At 72.7% G+C, this 22001-nt stretch carries 18 protein-coding genes and 1 pseudogene; 8 read left to right on the top strand and 11 right to left on the bottom strand.

Annotated features, from left to right (window positions below):
- Nucleotides 1-125: 125 nt before the first annotated feature.
- From ACZ7MG_RS41230 to ACZ7MG_RS41215, 4 genes are all read right to left on the bottom strand, one after another.
- Nucleotides 126-524: a RidA family protein gene (locus tag ACZ7MG_RS41230; protein ID WP_471392042.1), complete on the bottom strand. Its 399-nt coding sequence runs from the start codon at nt 522-524 to the stop codon at nt 126-128.
- Nucleotides 521-1558 (bottom strand): GNAT family N-acetyltransferase, encoded by a 1038-nt coding sequence (locus ACZ7MG_RS41225; RefSeq protein WP_471392040.1) that lies wholly within the window; start codon nt 1556-1558, stop codon nt 521-523. The genes ACZ7MG_RS41230 and ACZ7MG_RS41225 overlap by 4 nt, the downstream gene beginning before the upstream one ends.
- A gap of 74 nt (nt 1559-1632) precedes the next feature.
- On the bottom strand, nt 1633-2280 hold the full coding sequence (locus ACZ7MG_RS41220) for a hypothetical protein (protein WP_471392037.1): 648 nt from the start codon (nt 2278-2280) through the stop codon (nt 1633-1635).
- Between the two features lie 154 nt (nt 2281-2434).
- The gene (locus ACZ7MG_RS41215) at nt 2435-3184 is read right to left on the bottom strand and encodes an SDR family NAD(P)-dependent oxidoreductase (protein WP_471392034.1); all 750 of its coding nucleotides are present in this window, start codon (nt 3182-3184) and stop codon (nt 2435-2437) included.
- Between the two features lie 196 nt (nt 3185-3380).
- Between ACZ7MG_RS41215 and ACZ7MG_RS41210 the strand changes: the two genes are divergently transcribed.
- The 5 genes and pseudogenes from ACZ7MG_RS41210 (at nt 3381) to ACZ7MG_RS41190 (ending at nt 9192) form a co-directional block, all read left to right on the top strand.
- Nucleotides 3381-4112, top strand: coding sequence for a DUF7873 family protein (locus ACZ7MG_RS41210; RefSeq protein ID WP_152168004.1), 732 nt, complete (start codon nt 3381-3383; stop codon nt 4110-4112).
- Between the two features lie 644 nt (nt 4113-4756).
- Nucleotides 4757-6754 (top strand): FUSC family protein, encoded by a 1998-nt coding sequence (locus ACZ7MG_RS41205; RefSeq protein WP_471392031.1) that lies wholly within the window; start codon nt 4757-4759, stop codon nt 6752-6754.
- 153 nt (nt 6755-6907) lie between these two features.
- On the top strand, nt 6908-8296 hold the full coding sequence (locus ACZ7MG_RS41200) for an amidohydrolase (RefSeq protein WP_471392028.1): 1389 nt from the start codon (nt 6908-6910) through the stop codon (nt 8294-8296).
- Between the two features lie 66 nt (nt 8297-8362).
- Nucleotides 8363-8750 (top strand): annotated as a pseudogene (locus ACZ7MG_RS41195) (DUF899 family protein); the annotation flags it as partial.
- Between the two features lie 256 nt (nt 8751-9006).
- On the top strand, nt 9007-9192 hold the full coding sequence (locus tag ACZ7MG_RS41190) for a hypothetical protein (protein WP_045555207.1): 186 nt from the start codon (nt 9007-9009) through the stop codon (nt 9190-9192).
- Between the two features lie 2 nt (nt 9193-9194).
- Here the strand turns inward: ACZ7MG_RS41190 and ACZ7MG_RS41185 are convergent, their stop codons facing one another.
- From ACZ7MG_RS41185 to ACZ7MG_RS41175, 3 genes are all read right to left on the bottom strand, one after another.
- On the bottom strand, nt 9195-11204 hold the full coding sequence (locus tag ACZ7MG_RS41185; protein ID WP_471392024.1) for an ABC transporter ATP-binding protein: 2010 nt from the start codon (nt 11202-11204) through the stop codon (nt 9195-9197).
- 770 nt (nt 11205-11974) lie between these two features.
- The gene (locus ACZ7MG_RS41180) at nt 11975-12442 is read right to left on the bottom strand and encodes a hypothetical protein (protein WP_471392022.1); all 468 of its coding nucleotides are present in this window, start codon (nt 12440-12442) and stop codon (nt 11975-11977) included.
- Complete coding sequence (locus ACZ7MG_RS41175) at nt 12433-13272, bottom strand: ATP-binding protein (RefSeq protein ID WP_471392019.1); 840 nt, start codon at nt 13270-13272, stop codon at nt 12433-12435. The genes ACZ7MG_RS41180 and ACZ7MG_RS41175 overlap by 10 nt, the downstream gene beginning before the upstream one ends.
- Before the next feature lie 461 nt (nt 13273-13733).
- On the opposite strand from ACZ7MG_RS41175, the gene ACZ7MG_RS41170 reads away from it, so the two are divergent.
- From ACZ7MG_RS41170 to ACZ7MG_RS41160, 3 genes are all read left to right on the top strand, one after another.
- Nucleotides 13734-14594, top strand: coding sequence for a helix-turn-helix domain-containing protein (locus ACZ7MG_RS41170; RefSeq protein ID WP_471392016.1), 861 nt, complete (start codon nt 13734-13736; stop codon nt 14592-14594).
- Nucleotides 14595-14603: 9 nt separating this feature from the next.
- Nucleotides 14604-14912 (top strand): DUF397 domain-containing protein, encoded by a 309-nt coding sequence (locus ACZ7MG_RS41165; RefSeq protein WP_471392013.1) that lies wholly within the window; start codon nt 14604-14606, stop codon nt 14910-14912.
- Between the two features lie 115 nt (nt 14913-15027).
- Nucleotides 15028-15843, top strand: a complete 816-nt coding sequence (locus tag ACZ7MG_RS41160) for an SAM-dependent methyltransferase (RefSeq protein WP_471392010.1) — start codon at nt 15028-15030, stop codon at nt 15841-15843.
- 157 nt (nt 15844-16000) lie between these two features.
- Here ACZ7MG_RS41160 and ACZ7MG_RS41155 read toward each other — a convergent pair whose 3' ends face one another.
- The 4 genes from ACZ7MG_RS41155 to ACZ7MG_RS41140 form a co-directional block, all read right to left on the bottom strand.
- Nucleotides 16001-16636 (bottom strand): protein-tyrosine phosphatase family protein, encoded by a 636-nt coding sequence (locus ACZ7MG_RS41155; protein ID WP_471392007.1) that lies wholly within the window; start codon nt 16634-16636, stop codon nt 16001-16003.
- Between the two features lie 242 nt (nt 16637-16878).
- Entirely contained in the window at nt 16879-17766 is an 888-nt protein-coding gene (locus ACZ7MG_RS41150) for a hypothetical protein (protein WP_471392004.1), read from the bottom strand.
- Nucleotides 17766-20252, bottom strand: a complete 2487-nt coding sequence (locus ACZ7MG_RS41145) for a PEP/pyruvate-binding domain-containing protein (RefSeq protein WP_471392001.1) — start codon at nt 20250-20252, stop codon at nt 17766-17768. The genes ACZ7MG_RS41150 and ACZ7MG_RS41145 overlap by 1 nt, the downstream gene beginning before the upstream one ends.
- A 241-nt stretch (nt 20253-20493) precedes the next feature.
- Nucleotides 20494-21981, bottom strand: coding sequence for a glutamate synthase subunit beta (locus ACZ7MG_RS41140; RefSeq protein ID WP_471391998.1), 1488 nt, complete (start codon nt 21979-21981; stop codon nt 20494-20496).
- Between the last annotated feature and the right edge of the window lie 20 nt (nt 21982-22001).

The raw sequence follows: 22001 nt of genomic DNA, 5'->3' as shown, positions 1-22001 counted from the left end.
CCGGTGCGTGGGGGAGCGGGGCGTCGTAGGGGGTGCCTCCTCGGGTGGGTTGGCGGCTGCGGGTTTGTGAGGGCTGGTCGCGCAGTTCCCCGCGCCCCTTGCGGGGCCCGGACCGGCGGTGCTCTCTACGGCACCACCGCCGTCGCCGTGATCTCGACCAGTTGGCCCGTGTAGCCGAGGCAGGCCACGCCGAGGAGGGTCGAGGAGTGGGGGCCGATGCTGAGGCCGGACGCCTCGACGACGTTCCAGACCGCGGAGAGGACCGCGGGCTCACTGCTCACGACGTACACATCGGTGTACGCGACATGCTCGAAGTCGCTGCCCACCGCCCGCAGTTGCTCCCCGAGGTTCGCCAGCACCTGTGCGGCCTGGCGTACCGGATCGCCCTCCCCGACCAGCTTCCCGTCGGCGTCCAGCGGCACGGAACCGGCGAGGAAGGCGAGCTTCGTCCCGGTCTCGACGACGGACGCGTGCGCGTAGACGGGCGGGGAGAAGAGGCTGGGGACGGTGGTGCGCTGGATCATGACTGCTCCCGGTACCGATGGAGGACGACCTGTCGATGATGCGGACCCGTCGCGGCGACCGCACCCGAATTCCGGGCCGCGCCGTACGGACTGTCCACCCGCCACCCCTCCTCCCGTGCCACCCGCTCGAACACACCGATCCGGAAGGCCAGCCCCTCCGGCTCACCGAGGTCGCACCACCGTTCCGCCGCGGCCCACTCCTCCTCCCCTCGCACCAACGGGCGTCCCCGCACCGCCAGATGCACCGTCAGCGTCGACCGGGCGTAGAACCTCAGCCGTACCGCGTCCCGGTCGTCCGCCAGCCGTACGCTCTCCTCCGTCTCCCGCAGCCACAGCCGTCCGCCCGCGCTGCCCGCGACGAGCAGCGGAACGAGCGCGTCGCCTCCGACCGCCGCCGAGAAGGTCAGCTCCCCCTCGTCCCCGGCTGCCCGGACCTCGTACCGGGGCAGGTACGACAGGCGGGCGAAGCCGAGGGCGTGCTTCCAGGAGGTGACCCACAGACCGCGGTTGAGGTAGTGGCGGACGGACTTCTGCCAGGTCCAGTGGGCGTCGAGACGGAACCCGTGCAGGCCTTCCGCCCGGCACGCCTCGTACACCGTGTCCAGCACGGCGGTGGCGAGCCCGCGCCGCCGGGCCACCGGGTGGACGTACAGCGAGGTGACCGGCAGCGCGCCCGCGCCGATGGGCCAGGTGTCCACCGCGACCGTACCGACGACGCCCGGCGGGGTGCGCCGCCGGCCGTACCCGCCGCCGTTCTCCGCGCTTTCCGGTTCCCTGATCCAATACCTCCTCCGGTACTCGTCGTCGTTCCGGTGCGTCCGCCCGTGGGAACCCAGCCGGATCCGTAACTCCCGTTCGCGTGCGGGGGTGAGCGAGTCGGGGTCGACGCACTCTCCGAGGGCGCCCTCGGAGAGCGAGGCGAGGTCCCAGCGCGCGAACCGGCGGTCCTCGGCCGAGCCGCCGGCCGGGCGCAGAACGGCACTGGACGACAGGCGTTCATGCACCCGCCGGGCTTGATCGTTTCCTGATCGCATATGCCGGAGGTTAAGGACGCGATCGCCTCGACGGCCCCGACTGCCGTGATTCCGCGCCCACTTGACCCCCGACTTCACTGAAGAGGTGGACCGACTCCTTGCTCACCTGCTTGCCTTTCGCACTCCTGTGCAAGCGCTGGGTAGGCCTCCGCGATGGCCGCGCAGATCCGCTCCCGCAACAGCGTCACCGCCTCCGCCCGTCCGGAACCCCGCCCGTGGCCGGGCCACGCGTCCAGGAACTGGTCGTAGTGGCTGAGCCGATGGCGCAGATAGTCGACCTTCCAGGGGTCGAGGGCGGAGCGGGCGACAGTGCCGCCCCCGACCGAAGCTCCGTCCCCCCGTCGGCCCCACTCCGCCTCCCGTCGCGCCCGGTGCTCCACCGCCCGGAGCGCCAGCCTGCCCGGATCGAGACGGGGCACGTCGATCGGCTCGTCCCTGATCCGCTGCAGAACCTCCTCCCGCCGCCTGCGCATCGCGGCCCGCACCGCCTGCGACCTGCGCTCGGAGTCCTCCGCCACCGCCCGGAAGTCCTCGCTCCGCTCCGCTGCCTCGACCCGCTCCAGCCGGTACAGCCGGACCCTCGGCGCCTCCCCGAACCGCGGGTTCGCGCCGAGCCGATCCGCCGCCCCGAGCAGCCGGTGCACCATGCCGCCCGTCCATCCACGCATCCGCAGCCCGGCCACGGACACATACCGCTGCCCGTTCTCCTCGTAGCCACCCATCGCGCGACCTCCCCCGAAGTCCCGGCACCTGGATCCGGGCGCGCCGCAGCACACCCGGAAGGCGTCCGGATCGTCACTCTCTGTGACGACGATGCCATTGAAGCGCATGCCACCGACAATCGGCCGGGCGGACGGCGCGGGTACGGCGTCCGGCTCAGTCGTCCGAGGCCACGACGGTCGGCTGACCTGCGAGGATGCCGCCGTCCAGGATGAATTCGGAGCCTGTGGAAAACGTGGCGTCGGCGACGATGAAGAGCACCATGCGGGCGACCTCCTCGGGCTCGCCGAAGCGCGGAATGGGCTGCCCCGAGGTGTAGGCGTCACCGAAACCGGCCGTCATCGGGGTGCGGATGGCGCCGGGATGGACGGAGCAGACCCGGACCCCGTCGGGGGCCAGCTCCAGCGCCGCCGTCTTCGTCAGCCCGCGCAGCCCCCACTTGCTCGCCGCGTACGAGCCGATACCCGCGTAGGAGGTCAGTCCGGCGAGGGAGGAGATGTTCACGATCACCCCGCCGCCGGCCCGGCGCAGCGAGGGCGCCACCGCGCGCATGCCCAGCCACGGGCCCTGGAGATTGACGTCGAGGACCCGGCGGAACGAGGCGAGGGACTGCTCCTCCATCGAGCCCCAGTCGGCGACGCCCGCGTTGTTCACCAGCACCGAGACCGGGCCCAGGGCCCCTTCCACCTCGGCCACCGCCCGCTGCCAGCCGTCCTCGCTGCTGACGTCCAGGCTCAGATAGCGCGCCCGGCCGCCGAGTTCCGCCGCCAGCTTCGCCCCCTCGGCGTCACGGATGTCGGCGACCACCACGTCGGCCCCCTCGGCCGCGAGGACCCGGGCCACCGCGGCCCCGATCCCTCCGACCCCACCGGTCACGATCGCCACCCGCTCGCTCAGACGTCCCATCGCAAAACTCCCGCTCCCGCACACGGCGTCATCGGCATCTCGACCACCAGCATCGACCGCGACCGGGCCGACCGCAGTTCGGACCGGGCCGACGGGTGGCTGTTTCGCAGGGGATTCGGAGGCCTTCGTCTCTTCCGAATGATCCTTCGAAATAATCCTTCGAAGTGAAAGCCGTCCCGCTGTTACGGTCTCTCACGTGGCGAAACTCAATCAGATCATCGCAGTGGAGAAGGGCGTCAAGGCCAAGTCCCATCAGGACCTGACGGCCGCTCATCACGGGCTGCAGAAGCCGGCTTTGCTGGCCGGTATCGCGCGTACCTATCAGCCGAAGGACGAGGAGGGTGAGCAACTGCCGCCCGAGTCGACCCGGGTGCAGGTGCGGGCGGAAGACGTGCTGCGGGAGACGGCGGGGGTCCTCACGCGGCTGTTCGATGTGACCGCCACCAAGGACTGGGCCAACTGCACGGCGCGGGCGGACGTGAAGGTCGAGGGGCGGGTGCTCGTCGCCGATGTCCCCGTGGCCTATCTGCTCTTCCTGGAGAAGCAGCTCGGCGAGATCAACACGCTGGTGCGCAGGCTGCCCGTGCTCGACGCCTCCGAGGCGTGGGCGCAGGACCCGTCCACCGACGCCTGGAAGACCGAGGCGGTGCGGACGGTACGGACGAAGAAGGTGCCGCGCAACCATGTGAAGGCCGAGGCGACCGACAAGCACCCCGCCCAGGTGGAGGTGTACTACGAGGACATTCCGGTCGGTTACTGGACCACCGTGAAGTTCTCCGGAGCCCTGCCCGCCCGGCGCGTCAACGAAATCCTCGACCGCGTCGAGAAGTTGCAGCAGGCCGTGAAGTTCGCACGGGAGGAAGCGAACGGGGTGGAGGTCGTCGACCAGCGCGTCGGTGACGCCGTTTTCGGCTACCTGTTCGGATAGTCCGAAGGCTTCAAGGCTTCAAGGCTTCGAAGGCTTCGAAGGCTTCGAAGGCTTCGGAAGCCTCGGAGACTCCGGACTGCTCGGGTAGCCTCACAGACTCCCCGGCCGGCCTGACGCCGGGCGGGGTGCGCGAGGAGCGCAAAGCTGAAGCTGAGGCTTGTCGTGACGGAGCGGACCGTACCCGCCAAGGAATTCAGGGACGGGCCGCGATCAATCTCAGACTATTGCTCCAGACTCAGTATTCGCCGCCGATCGCCGCAACGACCGGACTCAGGCCCCGGACGTCGAAATGCTGGTTCAAGTCCAGCCCGCGCAGCTCGATGCGTGGTGGTCCAAAGGCAGGACGCGGCGACATCATGACTGACCTGGGTTCTCAACCGTGGCGGCGTGCCCATGAGGCGGCATATCAGGGCCCGGGGGCCGGCTACGCCCCCGGGTCCACCTTCTTTGTCGCGCTGACGCGTCGTTAGTCGCGCTGAGTCGTCGATTGCGTTCATAAAGAACATGGCCCTTGCAGGGATCGTCACATCGCGGTAATACGAGCGTTCCACTTCCTCCAGGTCCGGGACCTACGGTGGAGAACACCAGCCCCGGCCGCCGTCGCCCGAAGGCACACCCCGCCCTCACCCGACGACAGGAGCTCCGTGACCCGCCGCGCCGTCCTCGCCCTTCCGCCCTGGCTCGCTCACGCCCTGCGTGCGCAGAGGGGGCCGGTGCCCTGGAACGCGGTGGTGCGAGGGGCGTTGGCCGGCGGACCGCTGCTGCTCGTGGCCGTCCTGCTGGAGCGGCCCTCCCTCGGCGTGGTCGCCGCGCTCGGCGCCATGCTCGCCGGGATCAACGACCGCCCCGGGAGCCGGCGCGTGGCCGTCCAGCGGCTCGGGGTGCCCGCGCTCGCCGGCGCCGTGGGGCTCCTCGTCGGCACGTACGCCGGGCAGTACGCCGGGGGTACGTACGCCGGTGCCGTCGTCCTCACCCTGCTGCTCACCGTGCTCGGGCTGCTCGCCGGCGGGATGAGCGCGATCGGGCCCGTGTCGTCCGGAGCGGGCACCCAGCTGCTGGTCGCGGCCGCCATCGGCGCCGGGATGCCGTTGCCGGAACCCGGATGGGAGCGGGCGCTCGCCTATCTCGTCGGCGCGGGCTGGCTGCTCGCGCTGCGCCTCGCGCTGCCCACGCCGGCGGTCCTCACCGCCGGCGACTACCGGTTCGACGGGGAACGGGACGCCGTCGCCGCCGTCTACGACGCGATCGCGGGGCTGCTGGACGCCGTCGGCACCCCGGACGCGCTCGCCCGGCGGGCCGCGCTGACCGCCGCCCTCGACCACGCCCAGGACGCGCTCGCCGGGCCCCGGCTGCGGCGCTACGCCAGCTCGTCGTCCGAGCGGCGGCTGCACGCCCAGTACGCCGCCGCGCTGCCCCTCGCCGAGGCGGCCACCGCGCTGGCCTGGGCCGGGGACGCCGTCGTCGGCCGGGCCTCCGAGGGACCCCGCAGGCTCGCCGCCGCCGTACGCGGCAACACCGCCACCGGCCCGCTGCCCGCGCCCTCACGCTCCGCGCCCGCGCTGCGCGCCCTCGACGACGCGCTCCTGCGCGCCGCCGAGGCCTTCGACCGCGGCGGCGACGCACGCGACCTGCACACCCGCCGCCGTACCCTCGCCTCGCTCGTACGGCTCGGCCTCGGATCCGGCGGACGCGAGTACGGGCTGCGGGTCGCCCTGTCCTTCGGGGCCGCCGCGGCCGTGGCGCAGGCGCTGCACCACGAGCACTGGTACTGGCTGCCCGCGACCGCCGTCTTCCTGGTCAAGCCCGACCTCGGGCCGCTCGTGTCCCGGGTGCTCTGCCGGGCCGCCGGGACCGTCCTCGGCGCCGTGCTCTTCGCCGGGTTCGCCGCCGTGCTGCCCCGGCCCGAGGGGCTCGTCGCCCTGGTCGCGGTCAGCGGGGCGCTGATACCCGTCGCCACCCGGCACTTCGCCGCCCAGACGGCCGTCGTCACCGTCCTCGTGCTCGCCCTCGTCATGGTCGGCGGCGACCCCCAGGCCTCCTGGAGCCGTATCGCCGAGACGCTCCTGGCCTGCGCCATCGTCCTCATCGTCGGCCATCTGCCGATACCGAAGGGGCAGCGCGGAGGGGGCGTGCGCGCCCGGCTCACCGAAGCGGGGACGGCCGCGTACGCCTATCTCGCGCACGTCCTGAACGAGTCGCGCACGCCGGGCGCCCGCACCGGAGGGGGCGGTTCGGCACCGTCGAGCCGCGCGTCCACACCCAACGGGGTCACCGTGTCCGTCGGGGCCGCCCTGCCCGGCGAGACCGACGAGCGGGCCGCCCGCTGGACCCTGCGCCGCGAGGCCTACCGCGCTCTGGCCCGGGCCCGCGCCGCGATCGCCCTCTCCGGAGCCGAACTGCCCGCCCTGGCCCGGCACACCGAGGGCACCGACGAGATCGCCGCGATCCTCGAACGACTGGTCGACACCACCACCGCCTGCGCCGTGCACCTCGACGACACGGGACGGCTCGGCCGCCACCACACCGAGCGGATCACCGCGCACCTCGACGATCTCGCCCGGCACCAGCGGCAGGCGGGCATCAGCTTCCCCGACGCCCCGGACGTCACCGACGTACCGCCGAGGCAGGGCCTGAGCGCGTGAGCCGCGGGCGTGAGCGGGAGTGCGTGAGCCCCGCGCGTCGGTCCTGTGGCGCGCGCCGGGCGCTGCCGGATCCCGCCCCCCGCCCCCTCCCCGCCACCCACCGGATGCCCGCATCACCCCCTGCCGCGCACACCCCGGCCGTACGGTGACGGCATGACGCCACCTCCGCCCCCGCCCGCTTCCCCCTCGCCCGCCGATCTCGTCATCACCGGCTGCACCGCCCTCGTCCACGACGAACACGAGGGGATCGACTTCGTCGAGGACGCGGCGATCGTCGTACGGGAGGGGGTGATCGTGAGCATCGGGCCGGCGGAGGAGACGGCCCCCGTGACCACGGCGGAACGCATCGACGCGCGCGGCCAGGTCGCGATGCCGGGGCTGATCAACTGCCATACGCACGCCCCGATGGTGGCGCTGCGCGGCATCGCGGAGGACCTGCCGGCGGAGGAGTGGTTCAACGACGTCATCTGGCCCGTCGAGTCCAACCTGACGGCGAGGGACGTGGAGTTGGGGGCCCGGCTGGCCTGCGCGGAGATGATCCGGGGCGGCGTGACCTGCTTCGCCGACCACTACTTCTCGATGGACACGGCCGCCGCCGTGGTCGCGGAGACCGGGCTGCGCGCGCACCTGGGCGAGGCGTTCTTCTCCTCGCAGGGCCCCGAAGGCCGGGCGAGATCCCTGGAGTTCGCGCTACGGCACCGGGGCGCGGCCGGCGGTCGTATCACCACCGCGCTCGCCCCGCACGCCCCCTACACCGTCGACGACGCCGACCTCGCCGCGACCGCCGAACTGGCCCGCGAACACGGCCTCCCTGTACATCTGCACGCCTCGGAGAGCCGCGACCAGACCGACAACAGCCTCGCCCGGCACGGCGTCACACCCATCGAGGTGCTGGAACGCACCGGGCTCCTCGGCCTCGACGCGGGCGTCCTCATCGCGCACGGCACCGGCATCGTCGAGCGCGACCTGCCGGTGCTGGAGCGGGCGACCGGGCCGGTGGCCGTGGCGACCGCGCCCCGCGGCTATCTCAAGTTCGCCTGGCCCACGACCCCGGTGCGCGCCCTGCGCCGGATCGGGGTCCCCGTCGGACTCGCCACGGACGGGGCCGCCTCCAACAACTCCCTCGACGTGTGGGAGGCCATGGCCCTCACCGCGCTCGTGCAGAAGTCCACCGAGGGCGACCCGCGCTGGCTGACCTCCCGCCAGGCCCTGCACCACGCCACCCTGCAGAGCGCACGGGCCGTCGGGCTGGGGGAGCGGATCGGCAGCCTCGCCCCAGGGCGGCGCGCCGACATCGTCCTGGTCGACCTCACCGGCCCGCACACCCAGCCGGTGCACGACCTCGCCGCCACCCTCGTGCACAGCGCCCGCTCCGCCGACGTCACCACCACGATCGTCGACGGCCGGGTCCTCATGCGCGACCGCGAGCTGCTCACCGTCGACGTGCCGGCGACCGTACGGGAGATGACGGACCGCCTGGCCGCACTGACCGACCGCAGCCACGGCGGCCGTATCCAGGACTACGACAAGCCGCCCGAGTAGCGGGCGAGCACCCGGAGAAAGTCCCGCCCCACCCCAGTGGAACGCACCGCACCGGAGGAGGAACACATGTCGCTTCCGCGGATCGTCCCGCGCGAGGAATGGAGTGCCGCGCTGGACGCCGAGCGGCGGCGGCTGCCGATGGTCGAGGTCGACGAGGAGTACGTCTTCGAGGGCGGCGACGGACGGCAGGGCGACGCTGCTGGACCTGTTCCGGGGGCCTCACCAACTGATCGTCAACCGCTTCGTGTTCGCCCCGGAGTGGGAGGCGGGCTCCCGCGACTGCTCGGCCTTCCTCGACCAGGTCGGGCATCTGGCGCATCTGCGCGCGCGGGGCACCGAGTTCGCGGTCGTGTCGCGGGCGCCGTACACACGGATCCTCCCCTTCAAGGCGTGCATGGGATGGACGGTGTGCTGGTACTCGTCGTACGGCAATGCGTTCGACCACGACCACGACGCCGCCACGTACGGAAGCGTGAAGAGTGAGCAAGTGAGCAAGTGAGGAGTGACAAATAGTGCAAGCGCTGGCACGTAGAGTCACCGGAATGTGTGGTTTCTGAGAGGTACCTCACGATCCGTGGTTGACCTCGTGTCAACTACGTCTCAGTACCGTCACTTCGCGAGCCGTTCACCCCGTGGTTGGCGTTTCAATCTACAAGCTGCCCGGCCACGGGTTCACGGGCCACGGGGACAGCGCGACATGGAGGTGCAGGGTGAACGGGCGAACGGTGCTGGGGCGCTTTCCCGCCGGTGGGCCGCGCGGCTCGTGGCCGGCCGAGGAGCTGGCCCACGCGGCCCGCTTGGAGGGGCAGCAGGCCGAGGTCGTGATGGACATCGCGACGGACATGTTCCTGGTCATCGTGCGCGGCGCCGAGACCGCCGCGACCGCGTCGGCCTGACCTCACCCCGCCTTCGGGGCGGGCACCTTCGCCGTCGCCGTCACGGTCGGCCCGGTCGGCACCTCCGCCGCGGGTGGCTTCCCCCCGGGTGGCTTCGCCGCGAACTGCTCGGCCTGGAGCGAGTACAGCTCCGCGTACACCCCGCCCGTGGCCAGCAGTTCGTCCGGGGTGCCGGACTCCACCAGGCGGCCCTGGTCGAGGACGTGCACCAGGTCGGCGTGGCGGACCGACGCCAGCCGGTGGGTGATCAGTACGACGGTCTGACCGGTGCCCGCCAGCGCGCGGATCTTCTCGAAGACCTCCAGCTCGGCGCGGGCGTCCAGGGCGGCGGTCGGCTCGTCCACGATCAGGATGTGCCCGCGCCGGTACGCGGCCCGCGCGATGCCCAGGCGCTGCCACTGCCCGCCCGACAGCTCGTGCCCACCGCTGAACCCCTTGCCCAGCAGCGTGTCGAAACCGCGCGGCAGATCGTCCATCACGTCCTGCGCCCCGGCCTCCGCGACGGACGCCGCGAGCCGTTCCTCGGTCAGCGGCGCGGAGGGGCGGCCGATCGCCATGTTGACGCGGGCCGTGAAGGGCCACCGCTTGAAGTCCTGCGCGACCATCGCGATGCGCTCGGCGAGCTGCCGCCGGTCGGCGCCCGCCGCGTCCACGCCGTCCCACATGATCCTGCCCCGGTCGGGCGCGTACAGCCCGGCGAGCAGCTTGACCAGGGTGGTCTTGCCCGAGCCGTTCTCGCCGACGAGCGCGACGATCTTGCCCAGCGGCACGGTCAGGGTGACGTCGCTGAGCGCGGGCCGGCCGGCCTTGCCCGGGTAGGCGAAGGTCACGTTCTCCACCCGGATCTCCCGCGGGTCCTCGGGCAGCGGATCACCGCCCTCCGGGATCGCGCGCTTGGCCGCCTCCACGTACAGCCGCTGCATGTCCCCCACGAAGAGGGCCTCCTCGTGCAGGGAGTTCACCTCCAGGACCAGCGTGTCCAGGCTCGCGGAGCCGGTGCGGATCGCGATGACCGCCGTACCCGCCACGGAGAGTGCCATGGCGCCGCCGAGCAGCAGACCGCCCAGCGTCGCGTACGTCGCCACGGTGGCCAGCCCGGTCCAGAGGGCCGCGTACAGGCCCGTACGGGCCGCCAGCCGGGCCAGGCGGGCCTGCTCGGCCTCCGCCGTCTCCGACATGGAGCGGAAATGGCGCAGCAGGAACGGGCCGACGCCGTGCACCCGGATCTCCGGGGCCGCCTCCGGCTCGATCAGCAGGGAGCCGATCAGATAGCCCGCGCGCGCGTGCTGCACCCAGGCGTGGAAGGACGTGTAGCGGCGGCGGGCGATGGTCAGGGAACTCCAGGCGCTCGGCAGCGTCATCGTGACCAGGAGCGGCAGCAGGGCCGGGTGCAGCACGGTCAGCACACCGGCGGCGGCGATCAGCGAGATCAGCGCGTTCACCACACGCGCCGAATAGCTGATCATCCGACGGGCTGACTGAGCGCCGTACTTCGCGGTGTCCAGCAGCTTGTGGAAGCCGTCGTCTTCGATCGCGGACAGCTCCACGCCCGCCGCCCGCTCCAGATACAGCTCGGTCGCCACGCGCTCCACCTTGGGCTCCAGCCGGCCCGTGGCGTACGTCGACGCCGCCCGCAGCAGGGTGGACACCAGCATCACGGCGGCGATGGTGACGAGCGCGGGTACGGCGCCGCGCAGCCGCTCCTCGACCGTGCCGTCCGTCATCAGCCGGCCCAGGATCGCGTTCACCGCGAGCAGGCTCACCGCCTGGGCGAGGCCGCGGCCGGTCTCGGCCGCCAGTACGGTCCGGGCGGCCTGCCGGTCCGCCTGCCAGGCCAGCCGGAAGCTCGACGCGAGCAGCGACGGCAGTCGCCGCACCATCGCGCGGAAGTTCAGCTCCAGAAACGCGTCGGCGTGCTGCGACCAGCCCATGTCGTACCGCAGCGGCCCCCCGAACAGCAGCAGCTCCGACTCCGACGTCTCCGGCTTCCTCCCGTCCCGCGCCTTCCCCACCCACGACCTCCCCACCTCGACCCCGACACGCCACTATCCCGGCATCCCCCACCCCCGACCAGGGCGCACGACCCCACCAGCCCCCGCCCCCCGGAGCACGCGGGGCGCGAGGAGGCAGAGGGGGGTACGTCGGAAGGGGGTGGGTGCGGCTGGATTGGATGGGCCGGGCCCGGGTTGGGGCGGGCGGGGTGGGACGGTGGGGATAGGCGGGCCGGAACGGGGGTGGGGGCCTTGGGGAGGGGGCGTAGAGGAGGTGGAGGGACGCGCGTGGGGCGCGAGGAGGTGGGGATCAGGGCGCGGCGGAGGGCGTGCGTGGTGCGGAAACGTGAATGGGCGGGGCGTGGCGGACTGGTACGTGGGGGCGCGCTGGACGGAGGCGTACCGGACCGGCGTGTGCGGGGCCGAAGCGAGCGGCGGGGGCGCGCCCGACGGCCATGCGCGGGGAGGGGCTGCGAGGCGGGGCGGGTCGACTCGTATGCGCCGGCCGGGAACGCAGGCGCGGGAACGCGCGAGGGCGGGAACAGGACGTCGTACCGCGCGATGCGCAGGGCGGCGATGCGGAGCACGGAGATGCGCGGCACGAGGGGGCAAGGGATGCGGAGCACGCGGATGTGGGGGAAGGGCCGCAGGCCCCTTCCCCCACAGGGGCGCGGGGAACTGCGCGATCAGCCCCCACTCACCCGAGGCCGCGCATCGACGGAAGTCCCCGAACGAACGGCGGGATCCAGGGGCGCAGCCCCTGGCCAGGGACCGGCCCAACCGGCGGAGCCCTACGCGGTCAACCGCGACCAGGTCGGCGTAGTCCCCGTGACCCGGCACAACGCCAGATACAGCGGTATCGGCGGCGTATAGGGAATGGCCCCCTCCGGCCGCAGGATCAGCCCGGGAACGGCCGCACCGTCGGAGACCAGCGCTCCGGTGGTGTAGCGCACCGGAGCCGGCCACTCCAGCGCGTAGTCGGAGTCGGCCGGCACGATCCACCACCACTGTGCCCGGTCGGCGTAGACACAGCCCACACGGGGCAGCCGGGGCAGAACCATCGGTCCGAGGCGGGCCGGAACGGCCACCGCGTCGCACCCCATGGGCGCGGTCATGCCCTCGGGCAGGGGAAGGGGGCGAGGCGTCGCAGCGGGACGCTGGGCGCGGCGCAGTCGGGTCAGGGTGTCGAGGCTCACCACGCGGGCCACTCTGCCCCCACCGGGGGGCGTCGTGGGACCGATCGACGCGCTCACACCCATTCGGCCCCCGTCCGCCGTCCGACGCGCGGCCGGACTCCGGCTTCCGTACGACATTCGAAACCCGTGAGCCGCCCGGCCTCGGCACCCTTGCGACGGCCTTCGGCACCCGTCAGACGGAACCCCTCCGCCTCACCGTCCCGACCCTCCGCCGGCGGCTTCTTCGCACCCCAGCCAAGATCGGCCCGTGCCCCAAGATCGGCCCGTGCCCCAAGATCGGCCCGTGCCCCAAGATCGGCCCGTGCCCCGAGATCGGCCCGTGCCCCGAGATCGGCCCGCACCCCGAGATCGGCCCGCACCCCGAGGTCAGACCGGGCCCCAAGATCAGACCGCGCCCCGAGGTCGGGCCGGATCCCAAGATCGGACCGCACCCCCAGATCGGGCCGCACCTCAACATCGGACCGCGCCCCAACCTCGGACCGAACCCCAACATCCACACCCTTGCCCACGACCGCCGAAGCGTCCGCGGAGCGCCCCGCGCCCGCGTCCGGAGGGGCCGCCGCGGTCGGCAGTCCGCGTGGCACGTCCGCCCACACCAGAAGCCCCAGGCCGACCGGCTGCGCACCCCAGGAGCGGCAGAGGGACTCTATGAGGAGCAGCCCGCGGCCGTGTTCCTCCTCGGGCCGCTGCGGCGAGGGATGCGGCTCACCCGGAGCGCAGCCCTCGTCCCGTACCGCTATCCGCACCAGTTCGCCACCGTCGTGCAGCTCGCAGACGATCTGGGTGCTCGCGGTGTGCACGATCGCGTTGGTCACCAGCTCGGACACGACCAGGGCGGCCGTGTCGCAGGCGTCCTCGCAGAAGGCCCAGCCGGTGAGCTGGTCACGGGTCACACGCCGGGCCTGGGCCACGGCACCCGGGTGCGCGGCCAGCTCGAATCGAAACCGGCGCTCGGCGATTGTCTCGGGGCGCGCCCCGGCGGCCGGACCGGGACCGACACGGTCTCCGGCGGCGTCTGTTCCTAACGGCGCAGGGGGCGGAATCACGCTTGCCACTATCGCCCCGCCGTGAACACTTGGCAAGTGTCACTCTGAAAATTGCAGAGTGCCGTATGACTCTCTGAACGGTCATGGCACACTGCACGCAACAGCACGTGTAGCGGCGCCAGTTGGAAATCCCTCGCACAACGTCCGTATGCACGCACAGTGTTCGTTTGTGTACCCGGACGTGTACCAGGACCAGTGCGGTGAGCGAGGTCTCCGAACGGCGCCGCCGGTCTGTCGGGACCAGGCGGCCCCGGGAATCGACGCAGGTCAGCGCAGGGCCAGAGGAGATCAGAGGAGAGAGGGGCGAGATGAGTGAGCCGCGGTCCGCGCCGACGGTCGGCCAGGTCGTGCTCGGCCGGCGCCTGCTGGACCTGCGCGAGCGCGCGGGCATCCGGCGTGAGGAGGCCGGGCGCATCCTGCACGTCGCCGCCGCCACGGTCCGCCGGATGGAGACCGCCGAGGTCGCCCTCAAGATTCCCTATCTCCAGCTGCTGCTGAAGGCCTACGGGGTCGGCGACGAGGAGGCCGAGACCTTCGTCCGGCTCGCCGAGGACGCCAACAAACCCGGCTGGTGGCAGCGCTACCACGACATCCTGCCGGGCTGGTTCTCCATGTACGTCAGCCTGGAGGGCGCGGCCGGCCTGATCCGCGGCTACGACCCGCACTTCGTCCCCGGACTGCTGCAGACCGAGGACTACGCGCGCGCGGTCATGACCTCGGGCGCCATCGGCCAGACCAAGCCCGCGGACATCGAGCGCCATGTCGCCCTGCGCATGCAACGCCAGGAACTGCTCACTCGTGAGGGCGCGCCCCGGCTGTGGTTCGTGATGGACGAGACCGCCCTGCGCCGCTCCGTCGGCGGACCGGCGGTCATGCGCGCCCAGATCGACCGACTGCTCGAAACCATGGAGCTCAGGCATGTGACGCTCCAGGTCGCCACGTTCGACACAGGACCGCACCCGGGCACCTACGGGCCGTTCGTCCTGTTCCGATTCGCCATGGCCGAACTTCCGGACATGGTCTACAGCGAGTACCTGACCGGCGCCGTCTACCTGGACGACCGCTCCGAGGTGGCGACCCACCTCGAGGTCATGGACCGCATGGCGGCGCAGGCCGCCACGGCACAACGCACGAAGGAGATCCTCCGGGATCTCCGCAAGGAGCTCTGAAGACACCGAATGGAACTCATCAAGTCGCAGTCGCAGTCGCGTACGCGCACCCAGTCGCACAGTCAGTCACTCGGCCAGTCGCACAACCGTGTCTACAACGGCATGCCCGCTCGGGAACTCGGCAGCGAGGGCTGGCACAAGCCCTGGAGCGGCGGCAACGGCGGCAACTGCCTGGAGGCCATGAAGCTCGCCGACGGCCGGATCGCCGTACGGCAGTCCACCGACCCCGACGGACCGGCGCTGATCTACACCCCCGACGAGATGAACGCGTTCATCCAGGGAGCCAAGGCGGGGGTGGCCGACTTCCTGCTCTCCTGAGACCTGTTGCGCACTCCCTGTTGTTCAGCCGATCCCCCTATGTTGGCCCTGAGTTGATCACCCACTGCCGCGGATTCTCGAGATCCGCAAGGTTCTCAAGGTTCTCAAGATTCTTATGGAGTTCGACATGAACGGGCGTCCCCCCGTCGAGATCGACACGAGCAGACCCCATCCCGCGCGGATGTACGACTGGTACCTCGGCGGCAAGGACAACTACCCCGTCGACGAGGCCATGGGCAGGCAGATGCTGGCCCTCGACCCCCGGGTGCCGGTGATGGCGCAGGTCAACCGTGCCTTCATGCACCGCTCCACCCGCTGGCTGGCGGAGCACGGCGTACGCCAGTTCCTCGATGTCGGCACCGGTATCCCGACCGAGCCGAACCTGCACCAGATAGCCCAGAGCGTCGCGCCCGAGACGTCCGTCGTCTACTGCGACAACGATCCCATCGTGCTGGCCCACGCGGCGGCCCTGCTGCGCGGTACGCCCGAGGGGCGCACGGAGTATCTGCAGGCCGATGTGCGCGACCCGCACGCCGTCGTCGAGGGCGCCAAGAAGGTGCTGGACTTCAGTCGGCCGGTGGCGCTCTCGCTGATCGCGCTGCTGCACTTCGTCTCCGACGAGGACGGCGCGCACGCCCTGGTCCAGCGGCTGATGTCCGAACTGCCCTCCGGCAGCTACCTGGTCGTCACCCACGCCACCGCCGACTTCACCCCGGAGGAGTCGAAGGCGGCGACGGAGAAGCTCAAGGCCGCGGGCGTCACCCTGGCGCTTCGCTCCCGCGAGGAGTTCACCCGCTTCTTCGACGGCCTCGAACTGGTCGACCCCGGCGTCGAGGTGCCCCACCACTGGCACCCCGAACTCGGCGAGCCGGTCCCCGGCCAGGAGCACGGGGTCATCCCGGGGTACGGCGCGGTGGCCCGCAAGCCGTAAGGCTCCGCGGGACGGACGGCCGAGCATAGGCAGGACGGACGGCCGAACACAGGCAGGACGGACGGCCGAACACAGGCAGGACGGACGGCCGAACACATACGTGCGCGGCGCGGGCTCTATGTCCCGCGCCGCGCACGCCGGTGTGTGCGCCCGGCGGCTACACGTACGACCAGATGCGGCGCGGTGCGTCGACGAGGCGGCTCATGGCGACCACCGGGAACGGCGGCTGCGCGGTCTCCCGCTCCCGCTCCAGCATCAGCCCGTAGTAGATCTGCTCGATCGACGGCGGCCCGACCGTCAGGTTGCGCCAGACCGCGCCGGGCGAGTCCTCCTGCCCGGTCTTCACGAGATAGGCCGCGGCCATCGTCCCCGTACGGCCGACGCCCGCGCCGCAGTGCACGAACACCGGCCCGGAGCTCTCGGAGACCGTGTCGAGCAGCCGCCGCACCTGCTCCGGCGTCGGCGTCTGCCCGTCCCGCATCGGCACCCGTACGACATCGAGTCCGGCCTCGCGCGGCAGGGCGAGCTGCGCGGCGCTCAGGTCCTCGGCGCGCAGGTCCACGACCGTGGTGATGCCGAGGTCGGCGAGTGCCCGGTACCCGGCGGGGGAGGGCGCGGCCCCGCGCCACAGCCTGCCGTCGGTACCGACGGGCTGGAAGTTGTGGACGCCCTTCAGGGAGCGGGTCCCCTTGGGCGCCGAGGTCGTCTCACCCGCCACGTACGACACCGCGAGGATCCCGAGCGACCCCGTGGCCCACAGGGCGAGATAGCCGAGCAGCACACCGACGAGCACGCGCACCGTTCTGCGGCGCAGCGAACGGGGTGGGGCGGCAACCGGTCGGGCGGCAACCGGTCGGGCGGGGACCGTGGAGTGCGGATCCGGGCGTGGGGGAGCGGGCGGGAGGGTGGCAGACATGGAGGACCCGGGGGTTGGGGACGGGGGTCTGCCCGGCATCGTAGCCCGACCGGCGTAAGCGTTCTGTCTGATTGTGTGCGAACTCACGGCTTTTACGTCGATTATGGCGATCCCGGCGTTCACTCCCGGTCCGCGTCCCCGATGCCCACCACCGTGAGGTGCGCCCGGTCCACGTCGGCGTCCTCCAGACAGCCGCGTAGCCGCAGACGGTCATGATCGGTGAGCGCGGGGCGGACGGTCCCGGCGAACAGCCCGTCGCCGAGCTCGCCGAGCGTGGTCCGCCGCAGGGGCACCGACGTGGAGTTCCGGCAGCGCTCCCACGCCTGGGACGCGGCCATGGCCTCCCGCTCGGCGTTCGGCCGTACGCCCCGCATGTCCACCTGCACCAGCACGGCGGTCGCCTCGGCCCCGTTCCGCTCCGTCTTCCTGGTCTGGGTGAGGTCGGCGAGCCCGACCACCAGCGAGGCCAGCAGGGCGACGCCGACCGCCACGGTGATCAGCCGCGCCGCCCGGCTCCGTCCACCGCCACCGGGTGGCGCCGCGTCCTCCAGATCCGCCTCCGGCGCCGGATCGGGCGCGGTCAGCACGGCCAGCCGCCCGGCGAGACGCCGTTCCGCCGTCGGCCGGGCCGTCACCGACGCGATCCGCTGCACCAGCCACGCGATCCCCGACAGCACCACACCGGTGACCAGCAGCACCGGCACAAAGACATACGTACGACTCGCCGGGTCCTCCAGCCAGCGGAACCGGTTACCCCGCTCGTCCGTGCGCGTCTGCCGGAGCCGGGCCAGCGCGTCCTGCTGCCGCCGGTCGCTCTCCCGGATCCGCTCCTCGATCCGCGCCAGACGCCCCAGCAGCACCAGCCCGAGCAGCAGCACCCCGATGATCAGCAGCAGCACCCCGCTGAGGATGGCCCGCTGCCACTGCCACCGGGTGAGGTAGACGACGAAGTAGACGCCCGCGCCGAGCGCTGCCGTGCCCCCGAAGAGGTAGGCGAGGCGCCTCATCACGAACCCTCCGCCCATACGTCCCTCGAACCGCCGCCGGCCCGTACGTCACCGGAGCCGCCGCTAGCCCGTACGTCACCGGAGCCGCCGCTAGCCCGTACGTCACCGGAGTTGCCGCCGGTCCGTACGTCGCCGGAGTCGCCGTCGACCGTCAGTCGGCTGCCCGGCGGGAAACGGCGCACCGCGTCCTCGACCCCGACCACCGTCGGCACCCGGAACTCCCGGGCCAGCACGGCGAGATGCGACAAGGGGCTGCCCGTCTGCGCGACCAGTCCCACGACGTGGGGCAGCAGCGGGGCGAGCGCCGGATCGAGGGTGCGGACCACCAGTACGGCATCCGGCGGCCTGGCCCCGGCGCCGTCCCACACCGTGCCGACCCCCCGGCCGCCGGACACGCCCCGGCCTCCGCCGGCGGACGGCCCGGCGGTGCGCTCGGCGACGACCACCCCGCCGTCCGCGAGCCGGAACCGGTCCGGGAGCGGCGCGGACACGGCCCGGGGCAGCCGTTCGCCGAAGTCCGCCGGCAGCCCGCCGCCCTCCAGCGCCGTCACGAACTCCTTCCACCGCAGCAGCCCCGCCCGCCGGGCCTCGCCCAGGACACCCCGCACGAGCAGTCGGCGCGCCGCCTCCCGCACCAGCCTGACCTGCAACTCCTGTACCCACCGGACCCGCAGCCGCAGGGCCTCGCGGGGCGGGAGGGCGCCCAGGGAGAGGGAGGCGGTGCGGTGGAGGGGCGGCTCTTCACGGCGGTCGGCGGCGGGGGACGGGGCCGAGGCGGGGGCGGCGGTGGGTTCGTAGGCCGCGGCGGAGGGGGGCTCGTGGACCGTGGCCGAGGGCTCGTCGGCGGTGGCGGTGGCCGCGGAGGCACCGTTGTGGTGGGTGGGCTCCGGCGGAGGCAGCCGCAGGTCACCCCAGAGGCTGGGGGCCGTGAGGGCGAGAACCACGGGTTCGGCGGCCACCACCCGGTGGTCCGGCAGACGCCGGTCCCGGTACCTCGTCTCCGTGAGCGTGGCGAGGGCGGTGCCCGCGGCCGTGACGCGAGGCTCCGGGAGGAGGGCCCCCGCGAGGGCCTCCTGCGCGTGCAGCGAGACCAGGGTCGCGCGCGTCCAGCGGAGCGTCGAGATCAGCTCGGCGGTCGGCAGTTCGGCGGTCGACGGGGTCTCGGTGAGCCGCCGGTCGACGTCCGCCACCAGGTCCGTCGCCAGCCCCGGCAACGTCGACCTCAGCCGCCCCACCCGCCACGCGGCCCCCAGCCTCCGGGCACCCGGCGCCGGGTTGAGCCACGCGAGCCCGGGGTGCCTCGGCGGAACGGCGCCCAGCAGCCGCAGGTCCGCCGCCGCGCGACCGTCGACCACGGTGACGACCGGCGCCGCCCGCAGCCACCGGCGCGGCGCACTCCCGCCGATGTCCAGCGCGAAGGCGAGGCCCCGGGCCATCGGCGCCACCCACAGATCCTCCTCCAGCGGCTCCAACTGTCCCGGCAGGGTCTCCGCCACCGGCCCGGGACCGAGCAGCCGGGCACCCCGCGCCGGCCGGGCCGCCATCGCCGTGATCGGACGGCTCTGGAACAGCCACAGCCGTCCGTCCTCACCGAAGCCGAACTCGATGTCCTGCGGCCCCCCGAACACCTGGGCGGCCCGCCGCGCGAGCCGGGCCAGACGCCGCAGCTCGGAGGCGGTGAGCAGGGGCTCGGAGACGCCGAGCGACGACTCGGCCGACTCGGCCGACTCGGCCGACTCGGCCGACTCGGCCGACTCCGTCCGCAGCAGTCGCCCCCATCTGCTCAACCGGTAGCCCGTCCCCGGCCGTTCACCGCCGACCAGCGTGTCGGGGCCGCCCCGTACCGCGCTGACCAGCATGCGATCGGTCCGCCCGGCCACGGGATCCGCGCCGAACAGCACACCTCCGACCCGGGCCCTGAGCATCGGCTGCACGAGCACCGCCATGGGCGCGCTGTTCCCGCCGGGTCGCCGCGCCGAGCCGAGCACCGTGCGCACCGCCGCCCGGAACTCCTCCCACCCCCGCACATCGAGCACCGAGTCGAACTGTCCCGCCGCCGACGATGTCTCCGTGTCCTCCTGAGGCGAGGAGGACCGTACGACCAGGGGGCGCGCACCATGCCGGGACAACTCGTCCCAGGCGCGCGACAGGGCGGAGACCTCACCGGCGTGCGTATGCGTCCCATTGGTACGCGTCCCATTGGTACGCGTCCCGTCGGTACGCGTCCCACCGGCGCGCGCCTCACCGGGCGCGTCCGGTGGGTGGGGCGGTATCACGAAGCCGGGCAGCACGGGCAGCCCCGCACGGGCCGCCCGGGCCAGACGGGCCGCCTTGGAACCGGCGAGCGGAGGGAGGGAGGCGGTCGGCTGGTTCAGGGAGACGACGTGAGAACCGGGTGCGGGGCCGCCCCGGTGCGGAGCCCCGCCGTGCGCACCATCTCCGTGTCCATCTGCGTGTTCTCCGTGACGTTCGTCGAGCGTCGTCATCGAGCACCCTCCAGGACCGGCCGTCAACAGGGGGGACGCGAGGGAAGGAGCCCTACGCCTGACGACGGAACGAAGGATGGGGGCAGATCACCGCCGGATTGTTGGGTGCCCACGGCGGCAGCGGCGACGTACCACCCTGCCCCAATAATCCCACCGCGTCCGATTTACTGTCGACCGGAAGCCGCCCCGTCCACCTGGGCCGGCCATGCCGAACCGGCGGCCGTCCCTCCCGGGGTCGCGGCTACGCCGTCATGGGCCGGTCGTACGGTCCGATCGGCGCCGGCAGCCGGTCCACCCCGGTCAGCCGGCGGTCGACGGCCGCGGCCACGGCCCGCCCCTCGGCGATCGCCCAGACGACGAGGGACTGGCCCCGCGCGGCGTCCCCGGCGGCGTACACACCGGGCACGCTGGTTGCGAAGTCCGGTCCCCGCGTGATCGTCCCGCGTGGATCGAGGGCCAGCCCGAGCTGGTCGACGAGCCCGTCGTGGAGGTCAGGCCCGGAGAACCCGAGCGCGAGCAGGACGAGATCCACGGGCAGCGTCCGCCCGGTCCCGGGCCGGACCCGCCGCCGCTCGTCCACCTCGACCAGGTGCAACGCCCGCACATGCCCCGCCTCGTCCCCGGTGAAGCGGAGCGTGGACGCCGCGAAGAGCCGCGCGTCCGCGTCGGCCGCCGGCGCGGACCGCAGGTCACGCGCCTCCTCGTGCGCGGCCGAGAGCCGGTACACCTTCGGATACGTCGGCCACGGATCGACGTCCTCGTCGCGCTCCGCCCCCGGCAGCGCGTAGATGTCCAGCTGCGTCACGGACGCGGCCCCTTCCCGCACCGCCGTCCCCAGACAGTCCGCTCCCGTGTCACCACCCCCGACGATCACCACATGCTTCCCGGCCGCCGACAACGGCGACACCGCCAGATCCCCCTCGCACACCCGGTCGGCCAGCGGCAGATACTCCATCGCCTGATGTATCCCGGCCAACTCCCGCCCGGGCACCTCCAGTTCCCGCCAGGCCGTGGCCCCCGTGGCGATCACCACCGCGTCGTACCGGGCCCGCAGCTCGGCCGCCCCGACGTCGCTGCCCACGGCGGTCGACGTACGGAACTTCGTGCCCTCCGCCCGCATCTGCTCCAACCGCCGGTCCAGCTGCCGCCGCTCCATCTTGAACGCCGGGATCCCGTACCGCAGCAACCCCCCGATCCGGTCCGCCCGTTCGTACACGGCGACCGTGTGCCCGGCCCGCGTCAGCTGCTGCGCCGCCGCCAGCCCCGTGGGCCCGGAGCCGATGACGGCGACCGTCCTCCCGGACAGCCGGTCGGGCGGCCGGGGTGGCGTGAAACCGTCCTCCCACGCCCGGTCCGCGATGGCCACCTCGACGTTCTTGATGGTCACCGCGGGCTGATTGATCGCCAGCACACACCCCGCCTCGCACGGAGCGGGACACAACCGCCCGGTGAACTCCGGGAAGTTGTTCGTCGCGTGCAGCCGGTCGCTCGCCGCCCGCCAGTCCTCCCGCGACACCAGGTCGTTCCACTCGGGGATCAGATTCCCCAGCGGACAGGCTTCGTGACAGAACGGGATCCCGCAGTCCATACAGCGGTCCGCCTGCCCGCTGATGATCGGCAGCAGCGCCCCCGGGACATACACCTCGTCCCAGTCCCGCACCCGCTCCTGCACGGGCCGACGCGGCCACTCCTCGCGCGGGGTGGTCAGAAAACCCTTGGGATCGGCCATGGCCGTCTCCCTCACGTAGG

The sequence above is a fragment of the Streptomyces sp. NPDC107538 genome, assembly GCF_055657445.1.
The sequence above is the reverse complement of the archived record's forward strand: the minus strand, read 5'-3'. Positions and strand labels throughout refer to the sequence as shown.